Below are 24,073 nucleotides of genomic sequence, written 5' to 3' on the forward strand. Positions count from 1 at the left end.
AAAGGCTGGTGAAAGATCCAGCCTTTTTGAATTTTAAACGGCTTTTTCTTTACAAATATATGGAGAATTTTCAAACCATTTGTTACGTATATAGAAGAATAAACCGCGAACAAATATAATAGTTCTAGGAATAAAAATACTATATTTGGAAACCGGCCATAAAATTCACTGTATGAGTCGGTTTATCTTTTAATTGCCCAAATGGAATTAAAGGGAGCGAATGAAAATGAAACTAAGTGAGAATGAAAAATATTATCGTGATCTTGCCGAAAAATATGAAAATCTGAGCAGAATTTTAGAAAAGCAGCTGCAAGAGGAAATAATCAAGAATAAAGAAAAAGACCAGATCCTTATTCAGCACTCAAGGCTTGCGGCGATGGGAGAAATGGTGGCGAATATCAGTCATCAATGGCGTCAGCCTTTAAACAATTTGACACTGTTGCTTCAAGATGTAAGGGAGGCATTGGAATTTGGTGAAATTGATGACCATTATATCGATCAATTTACGAGAGAAGGAATGGTTATCATAAAAAATATGTCTCAGACCATCAATGATTTTCGCAGATTTTACAAACCGAATAAGGAAAAAAGTGCTTTTTCTGTAGGAGATTCGATTGTAGAGGCATTGTCCATCTTTTCAATTAGCTTAAAAAAACATGGGATTCAAGTAGAATTTAAATTTGGCGGCCAGCAAATCGCTTATGGCTATCCAAATGAATACGGGCTTGTGGTTCTCAATATCCTTTCAAATGCCAGGGATGCTTTTGTGGCCAATACGATCAATAATCGTAAACTAATAATTAAATTATCCGAATCGGAAAAATTCGTATCAGCAGAATTTATTGATAATGCGGGCGGGATTGAACCATCACTCCTTCAAAAAATATTTGATCCTTATTTTACAACCAAGCCTCAAGGTACTGGTTTCGGTCTTTATATGACTAAAATGATAGTGGAAAATATGAGCGGGATGGTATCTGTCGAAAACACCAGCAATGGAGCGAAATTCAGTTTATCTGTACCAAAGGCAGCAACCTTAATAGAAAAGGAATTTACCGCAACACTAGCGAACAAATAACTTTCGCTGGAAATGTTTTATTTTATATTTTTATACTTTGTAGGTAAAATAAAGTAAAATACTTGAGGAGTGAAGTTATGGCAATCGAAAACCCGAGTCTTGAAGAAATTGGAGCTATTTTAAAAAAATCTAAACGCATTGCCGTCGTTGGCTTAAGCAATAAACCTGATCGAACCTCTTACCAAGTTTCTAAAGTAATGCAGCAGGCAGGCTATGAGATTATTCCTGTCAATCCGGTCATTGATGAAGCGCTTGGTGTAAAGGCTATAGCCTCATTAAAAGATATTGAAGGGCATATCGACATTGTTAACGTATTCCGTCGTTCCGAACAATTGCTGGATGTGGCTAAAGAATTTCTTGAGGTAGATGCTGATGTTTTTTGGGCACAGCAGGGATTAGTAAATGAAGAAGCTTACGAATTATTAAAAGGTAAAGGATTCACCGTGATCATGGATCGTTGTATTAAAGTAATGCATGCTTTAACGAAGTAAAAATCTGGATGAAAAGCTGCCAAAATAATGCAGCTTTTTTTCGTTTTTATCCAAAATTTTCTAGTGAATCCGTTTGATTTTGAGATTGTTTTAAATTCGGTATTTGCCAAATCGAAATAAATCGCTAAAATATAGCATAGACGCTTCGAGAATATATGATAAAATGAATTAGCAAACATTTGTTCTTTCCTACTCATTCATATTGAATCATACATTTTGAATGTGCAAATAGAAGTTGTTTCTTTTTGAAGGAAATGAAAGGGGAATTTTAGTGGCAAGGAATCAGCAAGCTTTTGATTATAATGATGATGCCATACAGGTGCTAGAAGGCTTGGAAGCCGTCAGAAAGCGTCCTGGGATGTATATTGGCAGCACCGATTCGCGGGGTCTGCACCATCTTGTTTATGAGATTGTAGATAATTCTGTCGATGAAGTCCTCGCTGGATATGGTGATCACATCATTGTAAAAATACACAAAGATAATTCCATAAGTGTCATAGATAAAGGCCGCGGAATGCCAACTGGGATGCATAGAATGGGAAAACCCACACCAGAGGTTATTTTGACAGTGCTTCATGCTGGGGGGAAATTTGGGCAGGGCGGTTATAAAACGAGCGGCGGATTGCATGGCGTCGGTGCATCTGTAGTTAATGCGTTATCAGAATGGTTAACCGTCACGATCAAGCGGGACGGATTTATATATGAGCAACGTTTCGAGAACGGAGGCAATCCGGTCACAACACTTGAGAAGATCGGGAAAACCAATCAAACTGGAACAACCATCCATTTCAAGCCGGATCCGACGATTTTCTCAACCACAACCTATAACTTTGAAACATTATGTGAACGGCTGAGGGAATCTGCCTTCTTGTTAAAAGGTTTAAAAATCGAAATAATTGATATGCGTAATGATTTTCATGAAGAATTTCATTTTGAAAACGGAATTGAAGCATTTGTTGAATATTTAAACGAAGAAAAAGATGTTCTCCACCCTGTTGTCAGCTTTGAAGGCAGCCAAAACGGGATTGAAATAGAGTTTGCCTTTCAATTTAATGACGGCTATTCAGAAAATGTTCTTTCGTTTGTCAACAATGTTCGCACCAAAGATGGCGGTACGCACGAAGTAGGTGCCAAAACTGCTTTGACAAGAGTATTCAATGATTATGCCCGAAAAGCAGGTTTCTTGAAGGAGAAAGATAAAAACCTTGATGGTGCTGATATACGTGAAGGGTTATCAGCGATTATTTCTGTCAGAATTCCGGAAGAACTGCTTCAATTTGAAGGGCAAACAAAGGGTAAATTGGGGACAAGTGAAGCAAGATCTGCGGTTGACTCCGTCGTCTCCGAACATCTTTCTTACCTGTTAGTAGAAAATCCGGATATCAGCTCCCTTCTTGTGAAAAAAGCCATTAAAGCTTTTCAAGCACGGGAAGCTGCAAGAAAAGCACGTGAGGATGCAAGAAGCGGGAAAAAGAAAAAACGTTCGGAAACAGTTCTTTCAGGAAAACTTACACCTGCACAGTCTAGAAATCCACAAAGGAATGAGCTCTATCTTGTAGAGGGTGATTCTGCAGGAGGATCTGCCAAGCAGGGCCGAGATCGCAGATTCCAAGCTGTTTTACCATTAAGAGGAAAAGTCATCAATACGGAGAAAGCGAAACTGTCAGACATTTTTAAAAATGAAGAGATCAATACCATCATTCACGCCATTGGTGGCGGAGTTGGCTCTGATTTTAATGTGGATGATATTAACTACGACAAAATCATTATCATGACAGATGCCGATACGGATGGTGCCCATATCCAAGTTCTTTTGCTTACCTTCTTCTATCGATATATGAAGCCGCTTTTGGAAGCAGGAAAAGTCTTTATTGCCCTTCCGCCGCTTTATAAAGTCAGCAGAGGAACAGGGAAAAATGAAATTATAGAATACGCTTGGAATGAAGATGAACTTCAGGCAGCCATAAAAAAAGTGGGCCGAGGATATATTATTCAGCGTTACAAAGGACTTGGAGAGATGAACGCGGACCAGTTATGGGAAACAACTATGGATCCCGAAACACGGACTCTAATTCGCGTGAAAATTGATGATGCAGCAAGAGCGGAACGACGTGTGACAACACTAATGGGTGACAAAGTCGAGCCCCGCCGTAAGTGGATAGAAAGTAATGTAGCTTTCGGTTTAGAAGAAGATGATACCATTCTAGAAAATGAAAATATTACGGTCTCAGAGGAGGAAGCTGAAGGATGAGTGCAAGTGAAAAATTTCGAGACCTGCCTTTAGAGGATGTCCTTGGCGACCGTTTTGGAAGATACAGTAAGTATATTATTCAAGAACGCGCGCTCCCTGATGCCAGGGACGGTCTTAAACCCGTTCAGCGCAGAATTTTATATGCTATGCACGTGGAAGGCAACACACATGATAAAGGATTTCGGAAAGCAGCGAAAACAGTTGGTAATGTGATAGGTAATTACCACCCTCATGGTGATTCCTCAGTGTATGAAGCAATGGTCAGGATGAGTCAGGACTGGAAGCTGCGAAATGTGTTAATTGAAATGCACGGAAACAACGGGAGCGTGGATGGCGATCCGCCTGCAGCGATGCGTTATACGGAAGCGCGATTGTCAGCGATTTCAGCCGAGCTTCTTCGCGATATCGAAAAACAAACGGTAGAATTTATCCCGAACTTTGATGATACTTCTAAAGAACCAACTGTTTTGCCGGCGATGTTTCCTAACTTGCTTGTAAATGGCTCAACAGGAATTTCCGCAGGATATGCCACGGAAATTCCGCCTCACCAACTCGGCGAAGTGATTGACGGTGTAATCATGAGAATGGATAAGCCGGATGTATCTGTTGATGAATTAATGACGGTTGTGAAAGGACCTGATTTTCCGACGGGTGGTATTATTCAAGGGATTGACGGCATAAAAAAAGCCTATGAAACTGGTAAAGGAAAAATTATTATCCGTGGGAAAGCAGAAATCGAAGAGATTCGCGGCGGCAAACAGCAAATTGTCATCACAGAAATTCCTTATGAAGTGAATAAGGCAAACTTGGTCAAAAAAATGGATGAGTACCGTTTGGACCGAAAAGTTGAGGGAATTTCCGAAGTCCGTGATGAAACAGACCGTACAGGCCTCCGGATTGTAATTGAACTTAAAAAAGACGCGGATGCAGAAGGTGTCTTATACTTTTTATATAAAAATAGCGACCTTCAAGTTGCTTACAACTTTAATATGGTTGCGATCCACAATAAACGTCCAAAACAAATGGGACTGCTTCAATTGCTCGATGCATATATTGAGCATCAAAAAGACGTTGTAACGAAAAGAACAGAGTTCGACCTGAACAAAGCTAAGGAACGTCAGCATATTGTAGAAGGATTAATGAAGGCTTTATCGATTTTGGATGAAGTCATTGCCACAATCCGTGCTTCAAAGGATAAACGCGATGCAAAGGATAATTTAATTGCCAAATATGCGTTTTCTGAGTTACAGGCAGAAGCCATTGTATCCTTGCAGCTATATCGCTTAACAAATACCGATATCACAGCATTAAGAAATGAAGCTGAAGAATTGGCTAAAAAGATAGAGGAATTAACAAGCATTTTAGCGAGTGAGAAAAAACTGCTTTCTGTCATTAAAAAAGAACTGAAAGAGGTCAAGAAACGCTTTAACGATGACCGCCGTTCAAGAATTGAAGCTGAAATAGAAGAATTGAAAATCAATCTTGAAGTCATGGTTCCTAGTGAAGACGTTATTGTTACCGTTACAAAGCAAGGCTATGTGAAACGAACAAGCCAGCGATCATATGCCGCATCCAATGGACAGGACCTGGCAATGAAAGAAACGGACCGTCTTTTTGCTCAGCTTGAGATGAATACAAAGGATGTCCTTCTACTATTTACGAGCAAAGGGAATTATTTATATTGCCCTGTGCATGAGCTGCCTGATATTCGTTGGAAGGATCTTGGACAACACGTGGCCAACCTCATCCCGATTGAACGTGATGAAGAGATCATTAAGGCCATTCCAGTTAAAGATTTTGATCTTGCTGCCTACCTTGTATTTATCACGAAAAACGGTATGGTCAAGAAAACGGAATTAAAACTATATCAGGCACAGCGATACTCTAAGCCACTTGTTGGTGTCAACGTGAAGGAGGACGACCAGGTTGTGGATGTCCACCTGACAGATGGTACAAAAGAAGTATTTATTGTTACCCATCTAGGTTATTCCTTATGGTTTGATGAGGAAGAAATCAGTATTGTCGGTATTCGTGCAGCAGGAGTGAAGGGGATAAATTTAAAAGAGGATGACTATGTTGTCAGCGGTCAAATACTTGCCTCTGGCAGTAAGGAATCGATTTTGATTGCCACTCAGCGCGGGGCCGTTAAACGAATGAAACTTTCGGAATTTGAAAAAACATCCCGTGCTAAACGAGGTGTCGTCATTTTAAGAGAATTAAAAGCAAACCCTCATAGAATTATGGGCTTTGTAACAGCGAAAGATGAGGATGATATTTTCATCCAAACTGAAAAAGGCTATACAGAAGTAGTAAAAGGTGCAGATATTCGTTTTGGTGATCGATATTCAAATGGCTCATTCCTCTTAGATGAAGATGAAAATGGCAAAGTTATCACTGTTTGGAAAGTAGAAGCACCAGAAAACATAAGTAATTAACACAAAAGACTCTCAAAAATATGAGAGTCTTTTTATTGTGATCCAAAACTGGGCATAATAGGTAAATAAATGCTTGGGGAGGGTTAGGATGAAAAAGAAAATTATTTTTGCTTTAATCATTGTTGTTGTCATTTCTTTAACGGCACTTTCAGGAGGCTATGCTTTTGAAGCCAGACAGAAACTTATCACCATTTCTAAAACGGAAGCGGATATCACTGGTGATGGAAAAAAAGAAATCCTTCAATTAAAAGGAATTCCATATCAAGACCATGCTGGGTATTTAAAAAATATTTATCTAGATATTAAAGAATCAAACGGAAAATATTTGAAGCTTCCATTTGAAAGCGGGTCAAAAACTGCCCTTCAACTTGCAGACTTAAACCATGATGGAATGAAAGATGTATTCGTGACTGTTTTTACAGGAGGAAGTGAGGGAACAACGATAAACTATTTATATACATTGAAAAACTTTATTCAAACAGATTTAACTGTGCCAGCTCCTCTTAAATTAAACAGTAAATATATGAATGGTTATCAAGCTGAAATAAGAATACTAGATACCGGAAAAACTTATCATTTCGATTTAAAAGACCGTTCAGCTTATTATAAGCAGCTAGGGCTTTATTATAATGGAAGGCTAAACGAACCAACGGAATTGACAGTTAATTCTTTTAGCAGTCTCAAGCCCATCTCATTAGGCGGCGGAAAAACGGGGTTGACAGGAATTCAAAGGGTGTCTGGCATTGCAAATACAGATACCATTGCTTATGTACAATCAACATGGGACTTAATCAATCATCACTGGAAATTAATAAAAACGGATGTATGGAGTCCCGGAAGTGAATCTCAAAGTCCGTCACCCTGACATTTAAAAGAAAAAGATAATGGAGAAACCCCGGCAGGATCTTTTCATGGTCAGGAGGGGTTTTTTATATTGAATTCAAGCACATAGATGGAACCCACGTTTTTATTTTTCTCCTAATAGTTCTTTCATGCATATTTTATAGGTGTTATTCACAAAACAATATAAGAAGTTTTAGTTATTTTAAGGAGTGAATAGTTTATGCCGCATTGGCATCCGCGTCAAGCTCAAATTATGCAAAATATGCTGCCTAAAGAATTTTCTGTCAATCCTCTTTTCAGTAGGAATGGTGAGGATTTCGTACCACGGTTTCGGATGCGTGATGAAGGAATGTTACCTGAAACCGCGTATCAAATTGTGCACGATGAAATTGCTTTAGATGGGAATGCTCGACTCAATCTTGCCACATTTGTTACTACCTGGATGGAGCCCTCCGCAGAACGTTTATATGCAGATGCATTTGACAAGAACATGATTGACAAAGACGAGTACCCGCAGACAGCAGCAATCGAAGAGCGCTGTGTAAGAATATTAGCCGATCTCTGGCATGCGCCCCAACCAGAACATACGATTGGTGTTTCAACAACCGGATCCTCGGAGGCGTGTATGCTTGGTGGGCTTGCATTAAAGAGGCGCTGGCAAAATGCACGTAAAAAACAGGGAAAACCGTATGATAAACCCAATATCGTATTTAGTTCCGCTGTTCAGGTCGTTTGGGAAAAATTCGCTAACTATTGGGATGTAGAACCACGTTATGTTGACATTAGTCCGGAGCGTCCTTTTCTTGATCCTGAGGGCGTATTAGCTGTTGTAGATGAAAATACAATTGGTGTGGTGCCGATTCTTGGAGAGACCTATAGAGGTATTTATGAACCGGTGAAGGCCATTGCAAAAGCGTTGGACGACCTGCATGCCAGAACAGGGCTCGATATACCAATACATGTGGATGCTGCATCAGGAGGATATATTGCGCCGTTTCTACAACCAGATTTAGTTTGGGATTTTCGGCTGCCAAGGGTAAAGTCGATCAATGTCTCGGGGCATAAATATGGGTTGGTATATCCAGGACTTGGATGGGTGATTTGGCGTGAGGCAGAAGATCTCCCTGAAGACCTTATCTTTCGGGTGTCTTATTTGGGCGGGAATATGCCGACGTTCGCCTTGAATTTTTCAAGGCCCGGTGCACAAGTACTGCTGCAATATTATAACTATCTAAGATTAGGCAAGGAAGGGTATTATGAGGTACAAAAGGCCTGTCAAGAAGTGGCTCATTTCCTCAGTAAGGAGATTCAAGCTATGGGAGCGTTTGAACTAATGACAGATGGCTCAGATATTCCTGTATTTGCTTGGAAGATGAAAGAAGGACATACATCAAATTGGAATCTATATGACTTATCACGGCAATTGCGTACATTTGGCTGGCAAGTGCCGGCATACCCATTACCACCGAAAATGGAAGAAATAACAATTATGCGTGTGGTGGTTCGCAATGGTTTTTCTATGGATCTGGCTCACTTATTCTTAATGAACCTTAAACAGGCCGTTTCATTTCTAGATTCCTTGGATGGCCCAATGCCGCATGACACGAAGTGCGACAACGGCTTCCATCATTGATGACTTAACTTTATGTGTCGAAATTAAATAAAGGTTCAGAATGATATATGGGCTGCCCCAAAAGTTATGATATTAACTTTTGGGGCAGCTTTTTTTACATCTATTGAAATTAGGGATGAACAATAGGTAATGAGGGAGGAGGGTTAATATGAAGCTGGCAGCACTGAAAAACATCGTTAAAAAAAGCCCCTTCTAAAGTGCAAACACTAAAGAAAGAGCTTTTCAAATTTTGGGTAGGATTAAATTATCTCACCTTTAAAAAGAATTGTCAGTGCTATTTTTATTCCAACGTTACCAAATAGAAGGAGGTAGGTTGGGCGATGATTATTTATTTCCGAAAAAGGTGGGAAGGTTAAACTTAGAAATTATTTTTATTTCCATAAAGACTAACTGCCATTGAAGTTGCCAAAAATCACTCTGTGAAGTATGTCACATCAACAATTTTTAAGACAGAGACCGTTTAAAATTCTTTTATTTTATTAATCCATAATATCTTTCATTTTATTTTTGAAAGCTTGAAATATTGATTCTTTTTCTTCATGAGGTGGTTGTTGGATACTTTTTTCGTGACAACCTTCCTCAGGAAAATGAAGACCAGTTACAGGTATGAAATCTTGATTACGAAAGAACATTGTCGATTCTGCATCATTTAATGTCTGTCCGCCATCTGCCGAGAAGCCTGCTGTTACACTTACTTCGATCAGGTCACCTGAAAGAGCAACGTCTCCCATAATGGTAACGTTTAATACTTGAGAAGCTTGTCCTCCAGGTGTAGGGGATGGAGTAGGTGAAAGATCAACGATTGGTTGAGCTAACAACGCAACAGAATCTATCTTAAGTTTGATTGCTGCAGGCGGGGACGCAACCATCTTTGAAGGTGGAAGAGCTGGCCCGGATGGATATTTTTGTGTTTGAGGGAAGCCTTGATGAACTTGTAATATTGCATTCAACGTTCTGCCACTTAAATTAGTGAACGTGATAAACAAATGGGTAATTGGATTTCCTTTGCTTGTAACTTTCGGCACTAAAAATGGTCCAGTACGTAAAATTGACATATATAATTCACATCCTTTCGATCTACTAAGATAGTAAATGCAATTTGCGCTCCTTTTGTAAGGGACAAGCATTATGGTTAATTCACATATTTTTGGAATTAGAGCTTACATACCACCTTTAGGAACTATGGAAAATGACTCGAGGTGGGGGCGCATGAGTTCAAAAAATGGCGTTATTATGAATGAAGGAAAGACTGTGGGAGGAGGGAGGTGTTCTTTAACATGGAAAACTTTTCTGATAACAAGCTTATGATCAAATTTTGTGATTGACCGTTAGAATGTTCCTTTGAACAGAAAGGATAATAACAGTAACAAAAGAGGAGTTTTCATTATCATCATAGGATGCCTTCAGACTGTTTACTTAGGTGAAGATGTTCAGTTGATTTAAAGTAAAAAATTTATTTTGTCTCACTATTTTAAGTATACTAGAATTTTGAGACAAATTCATTTTATGTTAACTATAAATATATTATGTAAACTATAATAAACCAGCTATCAGTAATAGAGATCTGACAGCTGGTTTATTATTTGTGTCTTGTTCATTGTTCTTTGGGCATATCCATTTTATCAACAGCAATTTTTAAGTCATCATTCTTAATATGAGTATAAATCATCGTTGTTTGGATGGATGAATGACCGAGTTGACGCCTTAATTTCGGCACATCATTAATTTCAGCATGATACCTGGTAGCAAATGAATGTCTTAATTTATGTACGCTTAATGATGGTTTACCGAATGCTGCTGCATACTTTTCAACTAATTTCTCAACAGCTCTTGCAGTTAGTCTTCGTGTAGTTCCTTTAGGGCCAATGCGTGCTGATATAAATAAGGCTTTATTTTGCTTATCAACGTCGTATTTTGTGTTTCTAACAGCTAAATAGTCCTGTAGATCATTCATGGCCGTTTGGCTGAAAAAAACGAATTGTTCTTTATTACCTTTACGAATGACTCTTGCACAATATTTGCTGAAATCAATATCATCCAAATCAAGCCCGACAAGTTCAGATAGACGAAGTCCAGAGCCAAGAATTAACGAAATGATAGCAGTATCACGTTCTTTATTTAATTGATAAAAGTTATAAGTTTTTGTATTTTCTTTATTCATTTCACCAAAATCATGTGCAATAAAAAGGCGGAACCGCTCATATTCATCACCTAGCAAAATTTTGCCTTCCATTTTATTTGCCCGTGTTTCCATTGTTTCTTTATTTTCATTGAACTCAATTTTTGCCATAACATTACGATTCAAATATGGCTTTAAATCAGGAGTTTCCGCTTTATTTTGCAGATAATTAAAAAGTGATTTCAAGGCAGATAGTTTACGGTTTACGGTCAATTCTTTATTTTCTAATTGATAATGCAAATAGTTTAAGAAATTTTCAACCTCGATTACTGTCATTTGTTCAAGGCGCTCAATCGGAATGTCTTTCATGTTGCCGTTACATAATTGTTCGCTGATCATCCAGTTGAAAAAGATTTTATAATCATGACAGTAATTAAATAATGATGCAGTCGAAAGCTTCCTTAATTTATGATTGATATATTCCTCAACATACCAAGGGAGCTCATTAAGAAGCAACTGTAGCTTTTTGAAATTTTCTTGCTTGTTCGGATTTTTCATTTTTTCACCTCATTATATTTAAATTCTACACCCTCTTTTTAAAATCCTTCTTTTATTACGTCAAATTTATATTTTACGTAATTATATTTTTAAAAATATAATTACGTTTATTCCACCCTTTTATTTATACAATTGAAAATGGTATGGAATCTAAATATTTTTACCTCCTTCTTCAAAATCGTACTTTGAATCAATTTCCATAACATTTTCAGTTAAGTATTTTATTTTTAAACGTAACAAGCAGTAATAATTGGGTCAATCATTTAAATAACCCTTTCCTATGTTCACGCATCCACTGAGAAACGTGAATTTCCCCTTGTTCATTTTATTTTTCAAGCTCTCAATCTGGTTTGTATATATTAGTCAAACTACACATGAACCGATCAGAAGAATGGTTTATCCAACGTGCTGCTTCTTATGGTGTAAAAGTGTGTCCCACCTCCCTCTACTTTATTAACAATAATGCCGATAACCCAATCATCAAACTTGGCTTTAGCCATCTTTCCTATGATGAAATTGAGCTAGGTGTTGAGCTCTTAAAAAAAGGCTTGGATTTAAAAAGGCACCCCCTTCATCGTTAGTTGGTTCTAACGTGAAGAGCGCTCCATTTGTCATAGTAGTAGTTTTAAGGCGTGGCAGGTCCAAAATTTTCACACGTTTCTTTAAAACTACCACTTATATTTACCTTTGTCGTTATATGGTATAATCATTTGGGAGGTGGAATATGGAAGAAAACCAACAGGAGCATGGAAAATGGTATTCGATGCCTGGAACAAAAAATATTTTAAAAATTTTAATCCCCATCATTCTTGTCATCATTTTGCTGATCGTTAAGATGCTGTGGGCTCATTCCATTCTCTTCTTTATTCAAGAAAACAAGTGGTTTATACTTATTTTATTTTCTGCCGTCAATCTTTACATAAGTTGGGCATTTAAAAACTTTTATACAAAACATAAACAAAATCTGCGAAAAACATGGTATTTCTTGTTTATTGTTGGGATGGTATTATTACTTAATCAAACAGGTTTTGATGAAAAACAGTGGCAGCGATACACCTTGTTAGCTGGGATGTTTATCTTTATTGATTTAGCTTTGTTCCTTACTCCATCTATTAAGAAAATCGGTGGAGCTGAAATGGAGCAGATCAATGAAGTGGAAAGCGTAAACGAAGAAATGAAGAAGGTAATTATTCAAACGCAGAATAGAAGTTTACAATTCACAAACATCCTTGATATGATACGGATTTCATCGTTTGAGACGCAAGAATGGCATGAAATAGAGGTATATCGGGAAAGTTTAGAGGATTTTTTACTCTCCTATGGAGAAACATGCAGACACGAGATTACCGTATTCAAGAAAGACAATGACCACCATTTTAAACAAGAAGTAGGTACGGTATTAGGTGTAAATCTTACGGAAGAACAAATGAATTCGATTAATGATAACTCAGTGGTCCATATTAGCAAACACACCGTTCTGATTCCCTTTCTTGAAAAAGTATATCCTGTCGTCATTTCGATCGAATCAGAAAAAGAACATGTGTTGGACATAGATGTAGATCATATCATTAATCTGTCTTTGATCCATAGTTGGTTGAAAAAACCGCAAGATGAACAAGCGAATTGGCTAACTTTGTAGATAAAAAAATGGAAGTTTGATAGAATTAAGCTAACAGATCGGAAAGGAGTGGATAAAATGCCAACGCGTAATGACAAAACAGAAGGAAATGTAGTACCTTTAGTTGGAAGGCGCAAAGGTAAAGCGAAGTCTCCTTTTTTACAAGAGAAGGTTGCACGGACAGTTCCACAAACTTCTCCATCGTTATATACAAGGGAACTATTTAAGAGAAGTGATGAAGCGGTTGATCGATTAAAAGACAGCCGTTACAGCGAAGCGAATCGATAAGACAGGAACTTTCCTGTCTTTTTTGTTTAAAATTCTCATAATTTGACCATACAAACAGTATATATTTACCATGATTTGTATGGGAGTTGATGAAATGGGTGAAAGAAAAAAGAAAAGCCCCTTTTTAACAGATAAGCCATCAGGAACTTTACCCAAGCGGAACAAGGATGATAGTTTATTACTAAACTTGAATAGCAAAATGAATGAAAATATTAAGCAATTAAAGAAAAACAGATAGGATAGATCCCCGTCTGTTTTTCTTTGACTCCCATCAAAACATAAAACTCTTCCTTGGAAGGATATACATTTGGTTAAATAAAAAGAGCCTCTTCACGTTGATGAGCCCTGTCAAATATGATTTTAAATATGTGCTTTTTGTTTTAATAATCTAATCTTTTGATCTTTCGTTAATCTTCTCCAGAAACCAACCTTGCATACCATCGAAAGTCCTCCAAATTAGGAACTCCGATTGCGGCCGAATCGATTATAGTTACACCTCGGAGAACCTTATATTATTCCTATCCTTTAGCTTTCATGAAGTTTTCTGAATTACCTATGATAATAACAGACTTTTCTTTTACTTTCTCATGAATTTGGATCGTTTGGTGATCCCCGATTAAGGTAATATCACTTGACGGATTTTCATCGCCCACTTGGACATTTGCAGCTATAACGGTCCCGCTCCCGATTACCGCACGATTAATTATGGCGTTTTCCCCTATATGTGCATTAGGAAAAATGACAGAGTCCTTAATTACGGCTCCTTTTCCAACAGTCACTCCGTAAAAAAGTACGGAATTTTCCACTTTGCCAAACACTTTACAGCCATCACAAGCTAACGATTGATGTATGTTCCCCTTTGCATCTAAATATAATGGCTGCCGGGACGACTCATGCGTGTAAATGGGCCATTCTTCATTTTGTAAAATGGGATTCGTATTATAGGAAAGGAGATCCATATTAGCTTCCCAAAGGCTTTGAATCGTACCGACATCCTTCCAATAACCATGAAAACGATAAGCATACATATTTCTTTTATCACGAATCATTGCTGGAATAATATCCTTTCCAAAATCTTTAGATGATTTTGGGTTTCTTTCCTCTGATTCCAAATATCTTTTTAATAGTTTCCAATTGAATATGTAGATGCCCATTGAAGCCAAATTGGATTTCGGTTGTTTAGGCTTCTCCTCAAATTCCAGAATCCTTTGTGAAACAGAATCAACATTCATGATTCCGAATCGGGAGGCCTCGCTCCATGGAACATGAATCACGGAAATAGTAGCATCTGCCCTTGTTTCTTTATGCTGCTCCAGCATTTTACTATAATCCATTTTATAAATGTGATCACCTGAAATGACGAGAACATATTCTGGGTTATGGCTTTCGATGAATCGTAAGTTCTGATAAACTGCGTGGGCCGTACCTTCGTACCACTTCTCCCCTTCCTCACATTGATAGGGCGGGAGAATAGTGATGCCTCCGTTTCTACGATTTAAATCCCAGTGCTTCCCATCACCAATATAATTTTGCAATGTATGGGGCTGATATTGTGTTAATACCCCTATGGTATTAATACGGGAATGACTGCAATTACTTAAGGCAAAGTCTATGATTCTATATTTTCCGCCGTATGGTACAGCTGGTTTTGCGATAAACTGGGTTAATTCTTTTAAGCGTGTCCCTCTTCCCCCTGCCAAAAGCATGGCGATTATTTGTTTTTTAATCATCATTGCCTCCTCTAAATCATTTTCAAGTCCTTTCGCGATTTTCATTTTAACAAACATCTTAAATATGGAAAATTTAAAAAATCCGACTACATTAACCTTTATTTTACAAAATCACTATAAATTTTATTAAGGATAGCCTAATTTATAGAAATTCATTCAAAAATTTTGCCTTTAAGTGTCGATTTATCAATAAAAGATTTTGAAAAACTATGTCTATATCGTGAACTATTTTTCATAAAAACAAAAAGAGACTTGGAAATACCCAAGTCCCTATCGAATGATTGTATTTAGATGCTAAAGAAAACTTCACCGCCAATAACAGCCAAAAGTATAAGAATATCAATTATTATTACTGCCTTTATGATCCATTTCATGTAAAATTCCCCTTTCGCTATTATTGTCCATTTCCATTCACACAAACACGATTATAACATTATCATTGTATGATTTTAACACAAATTTTCATTACACTTGAATTTAAAACTAACTCATTTTTAGTGTAGTTTTCTGAGTATAAAATTTAGGATACGAATTTTTAATATAAGAAAAGCCTGGGGCATTGCTCTCAAGCATGGTGATTATAATTCAAATTCCCAATCATCTTTAAAAGTACAAAAAGTGTATTAACATCAGAGGGTGATATTACCACACTTCATTTCATTATTTTTCTGATACAATTTTAATGTTAAATGACAGCATGGAGGACATCATATGCAAAAACGTATCCTCCTCCTCAGTTTGGTAATGGTTATTGCCGTTGTTGGAGGAATTCTAGCAGAAAAATGGAGCCAATCCAAACAAAATCATAAAGTAATAGTGGAACAAGCGCCCAAATCAAAGTTAAAAGTAGAAAATCTGCCAATGCCTGAGATTGAAAAAACGAATTCAAAGGTGCTAATCGGTTACGTACAAGACTTTCGCGATCCAAACACAATTGATTATGCTAAATTCACACAAATCATATTCTCCTTTGCCCATCCATTAAAGGACGGCGGAGTTCTTCTTAACGGTGATATGGCGTTGAAAAATTTACGTGCCATGGTATCACAAGCTAAAAAATATCATACAAAGGTTATCTTAGGAGTTGGCGGTTGGTTTCATATAAAAGGCGGGGAATCCTATCCCTATTTTAAAGCCGCCATATCCAATCCGACTTCGCGTGCAAAACTGGTATCTGCACTTACTAGTCTAGTAGACCGTGAGCATCTGGATGGAATTGATATTGATTTTGAGCACCCGCACTCGGCTGCTGATGCCAACAATCTGTCTGCTTTCATCAAGGCGTTGGGCGGACAGCTTCACTCGCAGAACAAAGAGCTTTCTGTTGCCGTTTATTCGAAAATTAATGCGGCAACCCTTACGGTTACTGGATTTGTAGTCTATGATCCGAAGATGTTTCAGTATGTGGACCATGTCAATATCATGGCTTATGATGGTCAGTGGGATGGAGGCTATCATGCTGCCAATCTATCTACGTACACATTTGCTGAAAAAATTGTGAACTATTGGAGCGGCTATTTTGATCACCTTCATCTTTCAAAAGGAAAACTTGTATTAGGGGTACCTTTGTATGGACAACCAGAAAATCCAAAAATTAAACAAGTATCCTTTTCGGCCATCCTCCATAATAATCCGAATAACGCCTTAAAAGATTCGGTGATTATGAACGGGACCACCTATTATTATAATAGTGACACCACTATGATAAATAAAACGAGACTTACTCTCGACCACGGCTTTGGCGGGATGATGCTTTGGGAAGCCGGCCTCGATGCGAAAGGTCCAACTAGTGTAACAGCAACAATTTTTTCCGCACTTCAGAAATTTGCTAAAGAGCCAGTTAAGTACTATGCTGTAAAATCGAATGACTAGATAAAAAGGCTGCCCACATGACAAAATGTGTGGACAGCCTTTTTTTATATTATATGGTATAAGTGATTCTCTAATTCTTTTCTGATAGGGTCTGGAATGGGCTCTGATTTTTGTTTTTGCAGATTGAAATGAACATAGAGGGCATGACCTTTTGCACACAATCTTTCATTTTGGTAAATTTCTTCGTATAGTTCCAGACTAGAATTCCCGATCCGTTTCACCCACGTCCTGATCTCAACACCTGATCCATAATAAATTTGTGAAAGGTAGTCGACATTCATTTTTATAATAATCATTTTCCAATTTTGAAAGGAGTGGTCGGGCGTGAATAGTTGAAAGATTGGATTGCGCCCGGCCTCGAGCCAAATGGGAATGGTAGTATTGTTAATATGTCCTACCCCATCAGTCTCGGAAACTCTTGGTTCGATGTGTGTTCGATACATCTATATCCCTGCCTTAAATTCCATTTGTTCATTGCAGACCGCTATAAGCCATCTGATAAATTTGATGAATTTCGTTTTCACCCAAAGGTTTTGGACTTCGAGCCAACAGCCGTTTTTGTTTAATCGCGTCATTTGTTAGATCGGTCAGCTTTGATTCTATAATTCCATATTCCTTTAAAGTAGTCGGCAAACCAACGTCTTTAACAAAATAATAAAATAATCGTAAATAATCTTCTGCATTCCAATCATCTACCTGCTTTACCCCATCTGCCAATATACGGCAGATCGTGTTCATTTTCTCTCTGCAGTTTGCCGAAATGGTCTTCATCACATAAGGAAGAAGCACAGCATTAGATTCCCCATGAGGAAGTTTAAACTGACTTCCTAAAGGATAGGCCAGAGCATGGACACCTGCGACTCCTGCATTGAAAAAGGCGAGCCCAGCCAAGTAGCTGCCTGTGCTCATCGCTTTCCTAGCTTCCGCATCCTTCCCATTTTCAACTGCTGTTTTCAATGAGCCGCCAATCAATTCCACTGCTCTCAGTGCTAAGGCATCTGTCGCCTCGCTCGCATTTACTGATAGAAACGCTTCTACCGCATGTGTCAAAGCATCAATACCTGTAGCAGCTGTCACTCTTTTCGGGACAGAAAGAGTCAACTGTGGATCTACAATTGCAACATCCGCCAATAAATAGTCATGTGTAATGACATCCTTCGTGCCTTTGAGAGAAAGCACCGCAATGTCTGTTACTTCGCTGCCTGTCCCTGAAGTGGTAGGGATCAGGATTTTTGGAACTCCTTCCTTTTCTAGTTTCATTGTTCCAGTTAGGTTAAGGTAATCGGCGATGTTTCCTTTATTTTGCGGAATTACCGCTGCAAGCTTTGCCATATCAAGGGCACTGCCGCCACCTAACCCAACCACACAGCCAAAGCTTCCTGCTCTTGTAAATGCAACCAGCCTTTCAGCGCATTCTAGAGACGGCTCTGGCTCTACATCAGTATAAACCGTAATCTGAAAATCATGGTTTACCGGCGACAAAAATTCTTCAACCAAACCAATTTTCACAAGGGTCGGATCCGTCACAACCAAAACATTCCGCTGTCCCCACCCCCGTAAAACCTGAAACAACTCTCCAATCGAACCCCAGCCAACATAAGACCGCTTCGGAAACCTCAACATCGAAACCATCACCAAGGCATCTCACCTTCCATCCAAATCATAAATTCTTTAATGTTTATATTTCCACAACCCGTCCGATATACCTGCTTGGTGTCAGGCACCATGTGAATATTTCACATGGTGCCTGACACCAAGATTTGACACTGAATTGTAATAAATTATGGTAATTCACAAAATTTTTTCCATCTTTTGAAGGAAATTGTCGAATTATAGAGAAATAATATTAGGAGTTTTTTTCTAAAGGAGGAAATGTGATGAAAAGATTGATGGCTATGTTATTAGGGGGAGTTATTGCATTAATGGTGTTTGCTGCTGGCGGCAATCCTGTGCAAGCAGCTGATGTATCCTCTTCTTCTTCTCAGCCTGTTACGACAAAAAGTGATTGCGGCTGTAATGTTACCATTTTAACCGGTGCAGAAAGGAACAAAATTGTATCTAATCTATTAAAATCTGAATCGTTTAAACAGGTGAAAAAGGAATATAAAAAGCAAGGCTATACATGGAATGGCGCACATGATATCCAAGTCGTCAGAAATAATGATAACCATGCTATTTTAGTAGGTGTCCCATTTACTGATCCAAAAGGAAATAAAGTAATATTTGTATTCTATGAAAATCAATTAGCATACATATCCCCGGAAGATAATTAAAGTTAAGAAAAGATCCCAGACGAATTCATTCTGGGATGTTTTTTGTTTTATTAACCTCTCTTTTATATTCAGGGCTTATTCTAGGCATAGTATCATCTTTCTTGATTAAGACGTTAGATTATTTCAAATTAAATAAAAACATGTAAAATTGGGTGGTCCATTTTTGGCTATTTACAAGGTCATATCCGTTATTGAAAACTCCTTCAATCTTTTCTTTGTCATATTCTCCAAGCCACTCATTGTATTGAAAATATATAGGATATAGGGATTCTTTTTTATTTGCGATGACTTCGCAGCCGCTGTCATCTTAATTATAGAAGATTAAGTTTTGGTGATATTTACGATAAATACTTCTTGATAATATGAGCCATATTACTCTTTTTTTACTAACGCTGCCATGTTCAATTAGGAACGAAATACCATATAGTTCCTCCTGAATCGAAAAAAGCAAAAAAAGACGCCACAAATTGTGACATCTTTTAATAATGTTATGGGGCATGCAGGATTCGAACCTGCGACCTGATGATTAAGAGTCAACTGCTCTACCAACTAAGCTAATACCCCTTGACAATTATTAGTATAATCCTATTAAAAGATATAATCAATATATATGCTCATAAAAATGTATTATCTTATAGGGCATATATGGACATTTTGGCGTAATAACCTATTTACTAAAAAAGCAGCCTGTTTTTTTGAATGCTTGCAGACAAGCTATGCTTATTTTACTAATTTATCCCCTGTTAGAATTTCAAATAAAACCAATGATTGTTCTTTTGTTAATTGAGCATACTGATTCTCGCCACGAACAATCACCAATCTGTCCTTATCAGGAGTAATCCAAACTCTGTGCAATACTGCATCTGCCTTTATTTTAGGGTCTTTAGGTTGATAAACAAATTGATAGTCAGGGGGTTGTAGAGTATCTCTTATTGCATACACCCATTTTAGTCCATTTAGAATTTCTTTTATTTTATTGACTTTCTTTACAACCTTGATTTTTCTAAATTCTTTAAAATTATTTTCAGTACCAACATGCTTGGAAACTACAATGAATTGGTCTTTGTTTTTTATTCCATTTGTCCAAGTTGTAGAGGAAGATCCATTAGATATATAATGCGAACAGCCTGTTAAAAAAGTACTGAAAAAAGATAATAAAATTGTTATCAACAATAATTTTCTCAACTCTAATATATCCCTCCTCTTTTTTGACCTCTACTTGAGGTAGTTGGAGACTACATTCATTGAACGGAAAAAATCCTGCCCTTCATTATTCAAGCAGGCAGGATCACCGATTAAATCAGGATGATAAAAATTCATTCATTTCGCTTATAAGCATTGCCGGATTTTCGTACATGCTCATATGACCAGCGTTATGGATTAACGAATGTTTAATGTTTGATTTGCTGACTGAAAACGATTTTTCTTGTGGAATAATTTGATCCTTTTCTCCGGCTATTAACAAGACAGGCAGCTCCGTTTCATGCAAGATTTGATTGCGGTCCGGTCTGTTTTTCATGACGATCAGAGTATTTATAGCACCTTGAGGGGCAGTTAAATAGCCGATTTCTTTAGCGATTTCAACATAAGGTTCTTGTGAGTGTTCGGGTGAGAAAAGTTTGGGCACTAGACCATCTATTAACGAGCGAATGCCCTTCTGTTTTACTTTTTCAACATTCGCCATTCTTCCTTTTTTGGCTTCCTCTGTATCTGGGAAAGCGGTGGAGTGTACGAGAGAAAACCCTGCCAATCTGCTGCTAAATTTTTCAGCAAAAGCAAGGGTAATATATCCCCCCAATGAGTGACCAAACATGGTTACTTGATCAAGCTTTAATGAATCTAAAAATTCTTTCATTATTTCAGCGATATCTTCAATCGAAGCATTGTCTTGAAGTACAGTTGATTGACCATGTCCTGGCAAATCCGGAACAATCACGCGGTAATTTAATGCCAGTTCAGAAATCACGTTTTCCCAGTAGCTAGAGCTGCCGCAAAATCCGTGTAATAAAATAATCGGCTGCCCCTCGCCCTTATCAATGTAAGCAATAGAGCAATTTTGCAAGTTTAGTTGATTTGTTTCCAATTTTCATTCCTCTCCCATCTAATTTCAATTTCTTATCCTCTAATTTAAACCAGTATGTAAAAAAAGAGAAGGAAATTGAATCCCTTCACTTTATTCCAGCTGTCATATTACCCGATTTGCTCTTCCGATTCAGTGTTCAACAAGTTCCGTTTATTTGGAATGATGGTCAGGTTCGATTTTTTTAGTAAATAGTGCAAATGTTCAATTGGCATAGCACCAGAGCCTTTTCCATCACCCAGTTTGAATTGAACTGTTTTTCCGTTATTGGAGATCACAGTAAAAGATTCCGCAGCGTTGAAAAAATCTTGAATCCCTTGAGAAATTTGAAACTTAGAGCCTTCTTCAATTGACATGATGCCTCTCCTTTTAACTTTTTCTCCTCCTTAGTATGTCACCAAATTTTTTATACATACATAAATTTTCCATTTTTAATTCAGAGGATTGTATAATTTTTCCACTCATCTGGCAGTAACGAATGGTATTTGGCATGGAGGAAGCGATCATCAACGAGCACGATTGTGCCAAAATCAGTTTCCGACCGAATCAGCCTTCCTCCAGCCTGTAGCACTTTATTCATACCGGGATAGATATAGGCATAATCAAAACCGTTTCTTCCCATTTCCTCAAAGTGGGCTTTCATTAGATTTCGTTCAAAACATACTTGCGGTAATCCGACCCCCACCACTACTACACCATTTAATCGCTCACCTTGTAAATCTACACCTTCTGAAAAAATGCCTCCAAGTACAGCAAAACCAAGCAAATTTCCTTTTTGATTTGGTTGAAAGGCTGCTAAAAATGCTTCACGTTTCACTTCTGTCATTGCGCTTTCTTGTACAATGGTTGTTGTCTGTTGATCCCTTTTTTTAAACGCTTCAAACACCATTACTAAATATTGATAAGATGGGAAAAAAATCAAATAGTTACCTGGCCTGCTTTCAAGCAATGATTGAATCATGGTTACGATGCTATCCACTGTTTGATTCCGGTCATGGAAGCGAGTTGAAAGAGGCTTGATAAAAACATCAGTCTGTCTGGCTTCAAACGGTGATGGAATGGAAAATTGAAAATCTTCGGCTTCTCCGCCAAGAATATCAAAATAATAAGGCATTGGTGAAAGGGTAGCGGAAAAAAACACCTTAGAACGATAACCTCTTCCCATCTGCTTCAACTGCTTTGCCGGATGCATACAAAACAGCTTTAAAAGTACATTATTTGGATTGTTTTCTACATAAATAACGTAGTGTTCATCGAGGAGCTCTGCTATTTTCAAGAAATTTTGAACCGCATAAAATGCCTCCAGCAAATGCAGATGGTGGACATTTTTTAAGAGACTCTCAGCATTTAAAGAAAATTGTTCAAGTATTTCTATCCATATATCATCAAGCTGCTCTAGAGTATCTTCCCTTTTTTCTCCTAGCTTTTTCTTTAAAGCATTAAACTGTGAATTTATGTGATTAGCGCTGTTATAGATGGTTTTATTGAGTCCTTTAAATTCTTTTTTTACTTGAAGAAACATTTTTTTATTTAATGAGGCGGAAAACATCTCACGGCCGCGGTCTACAAGGTTGTGAGCCTCATCTATTAACAGTGCTGATGACTTCTTTTGTTCTTCAAGTATTCGTTTAAGAGATACCCGTGGGTCAAAAACGTAATTATAATCGCAGATGACAGCATCTGACATGTAGGCTAAATCAATGGAATATTCAAAAGGACAAACTCTATGTTTACGCGCATATGTTTCAATGATTTCCCTTGTAATCCCTTTTTCATTTTTCAATATATCAATAATCGCTTCATTTATCCGATCATAATATCCATTTGCATATTCACAATACTCTTTTTGACAAACAGTTTCCTCTTTAAAGCAAACCTTTTCCTTGGCCGTTATGGTTAGCGAATTCAAACAAAGCCCCCATGATCGCATTTGTGAGAAAGCTTCTTCGGCAGTGGTCCTGGTTATGGTTTTAGACGTCAAATAAAAAACCCGATTTATAATCCCTTCTCCCATTGCCTTTACAGCAGGAAAAAGAGTGGAAATTGTCTTGCCGATTCCAGTTGGTGCTTTCATAAACAAATTTTTTTCTTCTGCAAAGGATTTATAAACAGCCCCTGCCAATTTTCGCTGTCCTTTTCGATACGATGGGAATGGGAAAACCAGTTCCTTACTGCTTTCGTTTCTTTTTTTCTGATGCTCAAGAAGCAGCATGGCGTATGGAGTATACTGCTCTAATACTTCGAAGGCAAAAACCTCTAGTTGTTTAAAATGAAAGGTTTTCTTCATCATCCGCTTTTCTTCTGTCTCTAACTGCACATAGGTTAATTGCACGGAAATTTTCTCTAATCTCTGATCACTGGCAACCAAATAAGCGTACATTTTTGCTTGAGCCCAGTGAACAGGATGCCCGTCTTTCTCAACAAATTCAAGGGGGTGGGAAAATGACTTGATTTCATCTATAACTGTTTCTCCGTCTCTAAATAGGAGACCGTCACATCTCCCATCTATGATGAACATTATTTCCTTAAATTGAATTTCAGCTTTGAGATAAACTTCTTTCTGGTCACCCTCATGATAGGTCTTCTGTATTTTTTGATGGGCTTTTGTTCCATCGTTTAACGAATTTTGCGGTCGAAACCGGCTATCAATACTGCCGCTGCGGAAAACATATTCCACAAGATTCCGAACAGATATTTTCATTTCATTTGACACAAACATCACCAACTTTTGTCTAAGGGAATATATGTTTGGTTTTAGTATAACAGATCCTATCTAATCAAGGTATAGTTGACACTCACCTATG

At 37.7% G+C, this 24,073-nt stretch carries 20 protein-coding genes, 1 tRNA gene and 2 pseudogenes; 12 read left to right on the forward strand and 11 right to left on the reverse strand.

The window, feature by feature from the left end; translation table 11 throughout:
* The first annotated feature begins 226 nt into the window (after positions 1–226).
* The 6 genes from HPT25_RS19820 (at position 227) to gad (ending at position 8,731) form a co-directional block, all read left to right on the forward strand.
* A complete protein-coding gene (locus HPT25_RS19820; protein WP_173068188.1) occupies positions 227–1,078 on the forward strand; it encodes a sensor histidine kinase in 852 nt (283 codons plus the stop codon).
* Positions 1,079–1,155: 77 nt separating this feature from the next.
* On the forward strand, positions 1,156–1,569 hold the full coding sequence (locus tag HPT25_RS19825; RefSeq protein ID WP_217269768.1) for a CoA-binding protein: 414 nt from the start codon (positions 1,156–1,158) through the stop codon (positions 1,567–1,569).
* 271 nt (positions 1,570–1,840) lie between these two features.
* Positions 1,841–3,820, forward strand: a complete 1,980-nt coding sequence (parE, locus tag HPT25_RS19830; RefSeq protein WP_173068191.1) for a DNA topoisomerase IV subunit B — start codon at positions 1,841–1,843, stop codon at positions 3,818–3,820.
* Positions 3,817–6,255 carry a DNA topoisomerase IV subunit A gene (parC, locus tag HPT25_RS19835; RefSeq protein WP_173068194.1) on the forward strand — a complete coding sequence of 813 codons (2,439 nt, stop codon included), beginning with the start codon at positions 3,817–3,819 and terminating at the stop codon, positions 6,253–6,255. Before parE ends, parC begins: the two co-directional genes overlap by 4 nt.
* 88 nt (positions 6,256–6,343) lie before the next feature.
* Positions 6,344–7,120 carry a YybI family spore inner coat protein gene (locus HPT25_RS19840; RefSeq protein WP_173068197.1) on the forward strand — a complete coding sequence of 259 codons (777 nt, stop codon included), beginning with the start codon at positions 6,344–6,346 and terminating at the stop codon, positions 7,118–7,120.
* Between the two features lie 198 nt (positions 7,121–7,318).
* Positions 7,319–8,731 carry a glutamate decarboxylase gene (gene gad, locus HPT25_RS19845; protein ID WP_173068198.1) on the forward strand — a complete coding sequence of 471 codons (1,413 nt, stop codon included), beginning with the start codon at positions 7,319–7,321 and terminating at the stop codon, positions 8,729–8,731.
* A gap of 479 nt (positions 8,732–9,210) precedes the next feature.
* On the opposite strand, the gene HPT25_RS19850 is transcribed toward gad, so the two are convergent.
* The gene (locus HPT25_RS19850; protein ID WP_173068199.1) at positions 9,211–9,786 is read right to left on the reverse strand and encodes a hypothetical protein; all 576 of its coding nucleotides are present in this window, start codon (positions 9,784–9,786) and stop codon (positions 9,211–9,213) included.
* Between the two features lie 539 nt (positions 9,787–10,325).
* The gene (gene xerS / locus HPT25_RS19855) at positions 10,326–11,408 is read right to left on the reverse strand and encodes a tyrosine recombinase XerS (RefSeq protein ID WP_173068200.1); all 1,083 of its coding nucleotides are present in this window, start codon (positions 11,406–11,408) and stop codon (positions 10,326–10,328) included.
* Positions 11,409–11,749: 341 nt separating this feature from the next.
* On the opposite strand from xerS, the pseudogene HPT25_RS28440 reads away from it, so the two are divergent.
* The 4 genes and pseudogenes from HPT25_RS28440 to HPT25_RS19870 form a co-directional block, all read left to right on the forward strand.
* A pseudogene (locus HPT25_RS28440) lies at positions 11,750–11,989 on the forward strand (hypothetical protein); the annotation flags it as partial.
* Positions 11,990–12,132: 143 nt separating this feature from the next.
* Positions 12,133–13,047, forward strand: a complete 915-nt coding sequence (locus HPT25_RS19860) for a type II toxin-antitoxin system SpoIISA family toxin (RefSeq protein ID WP_173068201.1) — start codon at positions 12,133–12,135, stop codon at positions 13,045–13,047.
* A 57-nt stretch (positions 13,048–13,104) separates the two neighbouring features.
* Complete coding sequence (locus HPT25_RS19865; protein WP_173068202.1) at positions 13,105–13,314, forward strand: hypothetical protein; 210 nt, start codon at positions 13,105–13,107, stop codon at positions 13,312–13,314.
* Positions 13,315–13,408: 94 nt separating this feature from the next.
* A complete protein-coding gene (locus tag HPT25_RS19870; RefSeq protein WP_173068203.1) occupies positions 13,409–13,552 on the forward strand; it encodes a hypothetical protein in 144 nt (47 codons plus the stop codon).
* Positions 13,553–13,832: 280 nt separating this feature from the next.
* On the opposite strand, the gene HPT25_RS19875 is transcribed toward HPT25_RS19870, so the two are convergent.
* Positions 13,833–15,044: a glucose-1-phosphate adenylyltransferase gene (locus HPT25_RS19875; protein WP_173071303.1), complete on the reverse strand. Its 1,212-nt coding sequence runs from the start codon at positions 15,042–15,044 to the stop codon at positions 13,833–13,835.
* Positions 15,045–15,755: 711 nt separating this feature from the next.
* Here HPT25_RS19875 and HPT25_RS19880 point away from each other — a divergent pair.
* Positions 15,756–16,916 carry a glycoside hydrolase family 18 protein gene (locus HPT25_RS19880; protein WP_173068205.1) on the forward strand — a complete coding sequence of 387 codons (1,161 nt, stop codon included), beginning with the start codon at positions 15,756–15,758 and terminating at the stop codon, positions 16,914–16,916.
* A gap of 44 nt (positions 16,917–16,960) precedes the next feature.
* Here HPT25_RS19880 and HPT25_RS19885 read toward each other — a convergent pair whose 3' ends face one another.
* On the reverse strand, positions 16,961–17,359 hold the full coding sequence (locus HPT25_RS19885; protein WP_173068207.1) for an acyl-CoA thioesterase: 399 nt from the start codon (positions 17,357–17,359) through the stop codon (positions 16,961–16,963).
* A 28-nt stretch (positions 17,360–17,387) separates the two neighbouring features.
* Entirely contained in the window at positions 17,388–18,551 is a 1,164-nt protein-coding gene (locus tag HPT25_RS19890) for an iron-containing alcohol dehydrogenase (protein WP_376767949.1), read from the reverse strand.
* 242 nt (positions 18,552–18,793) lie between these two features.
* On the opposite strand from HPT25_RS19890, the gene HPT25_RS19895 reads away from it, so the two are divergent.
* Complete coding sequence (locus tag HPT25_RS19895) at positions 18,794–19,189, forward strand: hypothetical protein (protein WP_173068209.1); 396 nt, start codon at positions 18,794–18,796, stop codon at positions 19,187–19,189.
* 118 nt (positions 19,190–19,307) lie between these two features.
* Here the strand turns inward: HPT25_RS19895 and HPT25_RS29390 are convergent.
* The 6 genes and pseudogenes from HPT25_RS29390 to HPT25_RS19925 form a co-directional block, all read right to left on the reverse strand.
* Positions 19,308–19,484, reverse strand: a pseudogene (locus tag HPT25_RS29390) (hypothetical protein); the annotation flags it as partial.
* A gap of 196 nt (positions 19,485–19,680) precedes the next feature.
* Positions 19,681–19,753: transfer RNA gene (locus HPT25_RS19905), tRNA-Lys, on the reverse strand.
* A 156-nt stretch (positions 19,754–19,909) separates the two neighbouring features.
* Complete coding sequence (locus HPT25_RS19910) at positions 19,910–20,374, reverse strand: hypothetical protein (protein WP_173068211.1); 465 nt, start codon at positions 20,372–20,374, stop codon at positions 19,910–19,912.
* Positions 20,375–20,489: 115 nt separating this feature from the next.
* Entirely contained in the window at positions 20,490–21,272 is a 783-nt protein-coding gene (locus HPT25_RS19915; RefSeq protein ID WP_173068213.1) for an alpha/beta fold hydrolase, read from the reverse strand.
* A gap of 107 nt (positions 21,273–21,379) precedes the next feature.
* The gene (locus HPT25_RS19920; RefSeq protein ID WP_173068215.1) at positions 21,380–21,625 is read right to left on the reverse strand and encodes a hypothetical protein; all 246 of its coding nucleotides are present in this window, start codon (positions 21,623–21,625) and stop codon (positions 21,380–21,382) included.
* Positions 21,626–21,705: 80 nt separating this feature from the next.
* Entirely contained in the window at positions 21,706–23,982 is a 2,277-nt protein-coding gene (locus HPT25_RS19925) for an ATP-dependent DNA helicase (RefSeq protein ID WP_173068217.1), read from the reverse strand.
* Positions 23,983–24,073: the final 91 nt, after the last annotated feature.

It is taken from the genome of Neobacillus endophyticus (assembly GCF_013248975.1).
GTDB lineage: Bacteria > Bacillota > Bacilli > Bacillales > Cytobacillaceae > Neobacillus > Neobacillus endophyticus.

Coding starts and splice junctions, on each gene's coding strand:
- xerS (WP_173068200.1), bottom strand. CDS start 11,408: ATGAAAAATCCGAACAAGCAAGAAAATTTCAAAAAGCTACAGTTGCTT.
- parC (WP_173068194.1), top strand. CDS start 3,817: ATGAGTGCAAGTGAAAAATTTCGAGACCTGCCTTTAGAGGATGTCCTT.
- HPT25_RS19820 (WP_173068188.1), top strand. CDS start 227: ATGAAACTAAGTGAGAATGAAAAATATTATCGTGATCTTGCCGAAAAA.
- HPT25_RS19865 (WP_173068202.1), top strand. CDS start 13,105: ATGCCAACGCGTAATGACAAAACAGAAGGAAATGTAGTACCTTTAGTT.
- HPT25_RS19920 (WP_173068215.1), bottom strand. CDS start 21,625: ATGTCAATTGAAGAAGGCTCTAAGTTTCAAATTTCTCAAGGGATTCAA.
- gad (WP_173068198.1), top strand. CDS start 7,319: ATGCCGCATTGGCATCCGCGTCAAGCTCAAATTATGCAAAATATGCTG.
- HPT25_RS19875 (WP_173071303.1), bottom strand. CDS start 15,044: ATGATTAAAAAACAAATAATCGCCATGCTTTTGGCAGGGGGAAGAGGG.
- HPT25_RS19870 (WP_173068203.1), top strand. CDS start 13,409: ATGGGTGAAAGAAAAAAGAAAAGCCCCTTTTTAACAGATAAGCCATCA.
- HPT25_RS19840 (WP_173068197.1), top strand. CDS start 6,344: ATGAAAAAGAAAATTATTTTTGCTTTAATCATTGTTGTTGTCATTTCT.
- HPT25_RS19825 (WP_217269768.1), top strand. CDS start 1,156: ATGGCAATCGAAAACCCGAGTCTTGAAGAAATTGGAGCTATTTTAAAA.
- HPT25_RS19885 (WP_173068207.1), bottom strand. CDS start 17,359: ATGTATCGAACACACATCGAACCAAGAGTTTCCGAGACTGATGGGGTA.
- HPT25_RS19895 (WP_173068209.1), top strand. CDS start 18,794: ATGAAAAGATTGATGGCTATGTTATTAGGGGGAGTTATTGCATTAATG.
- HPT25_RS19860 (WP_173068201.1), top strand. CDS start 12,133: ATGGAAGAAAACCAACAGGAGCATGGAAAATGGTATTCGATGCCTGGA.
- HPT25_RS19850 (WP_173068199.1), bottom strand. CDS start 9,786: ATGTCAATTTTACGTACTGGACCATTTTTAGTGCCGAAAGTTACAAGC.
- HPT25_RS19880 (WP_173068205.1), top strand. CDS start 15,756: ATGCAAAAACGTATCCTCCTCCTCAGTTTGGTAATGGTTATTGCCGTT.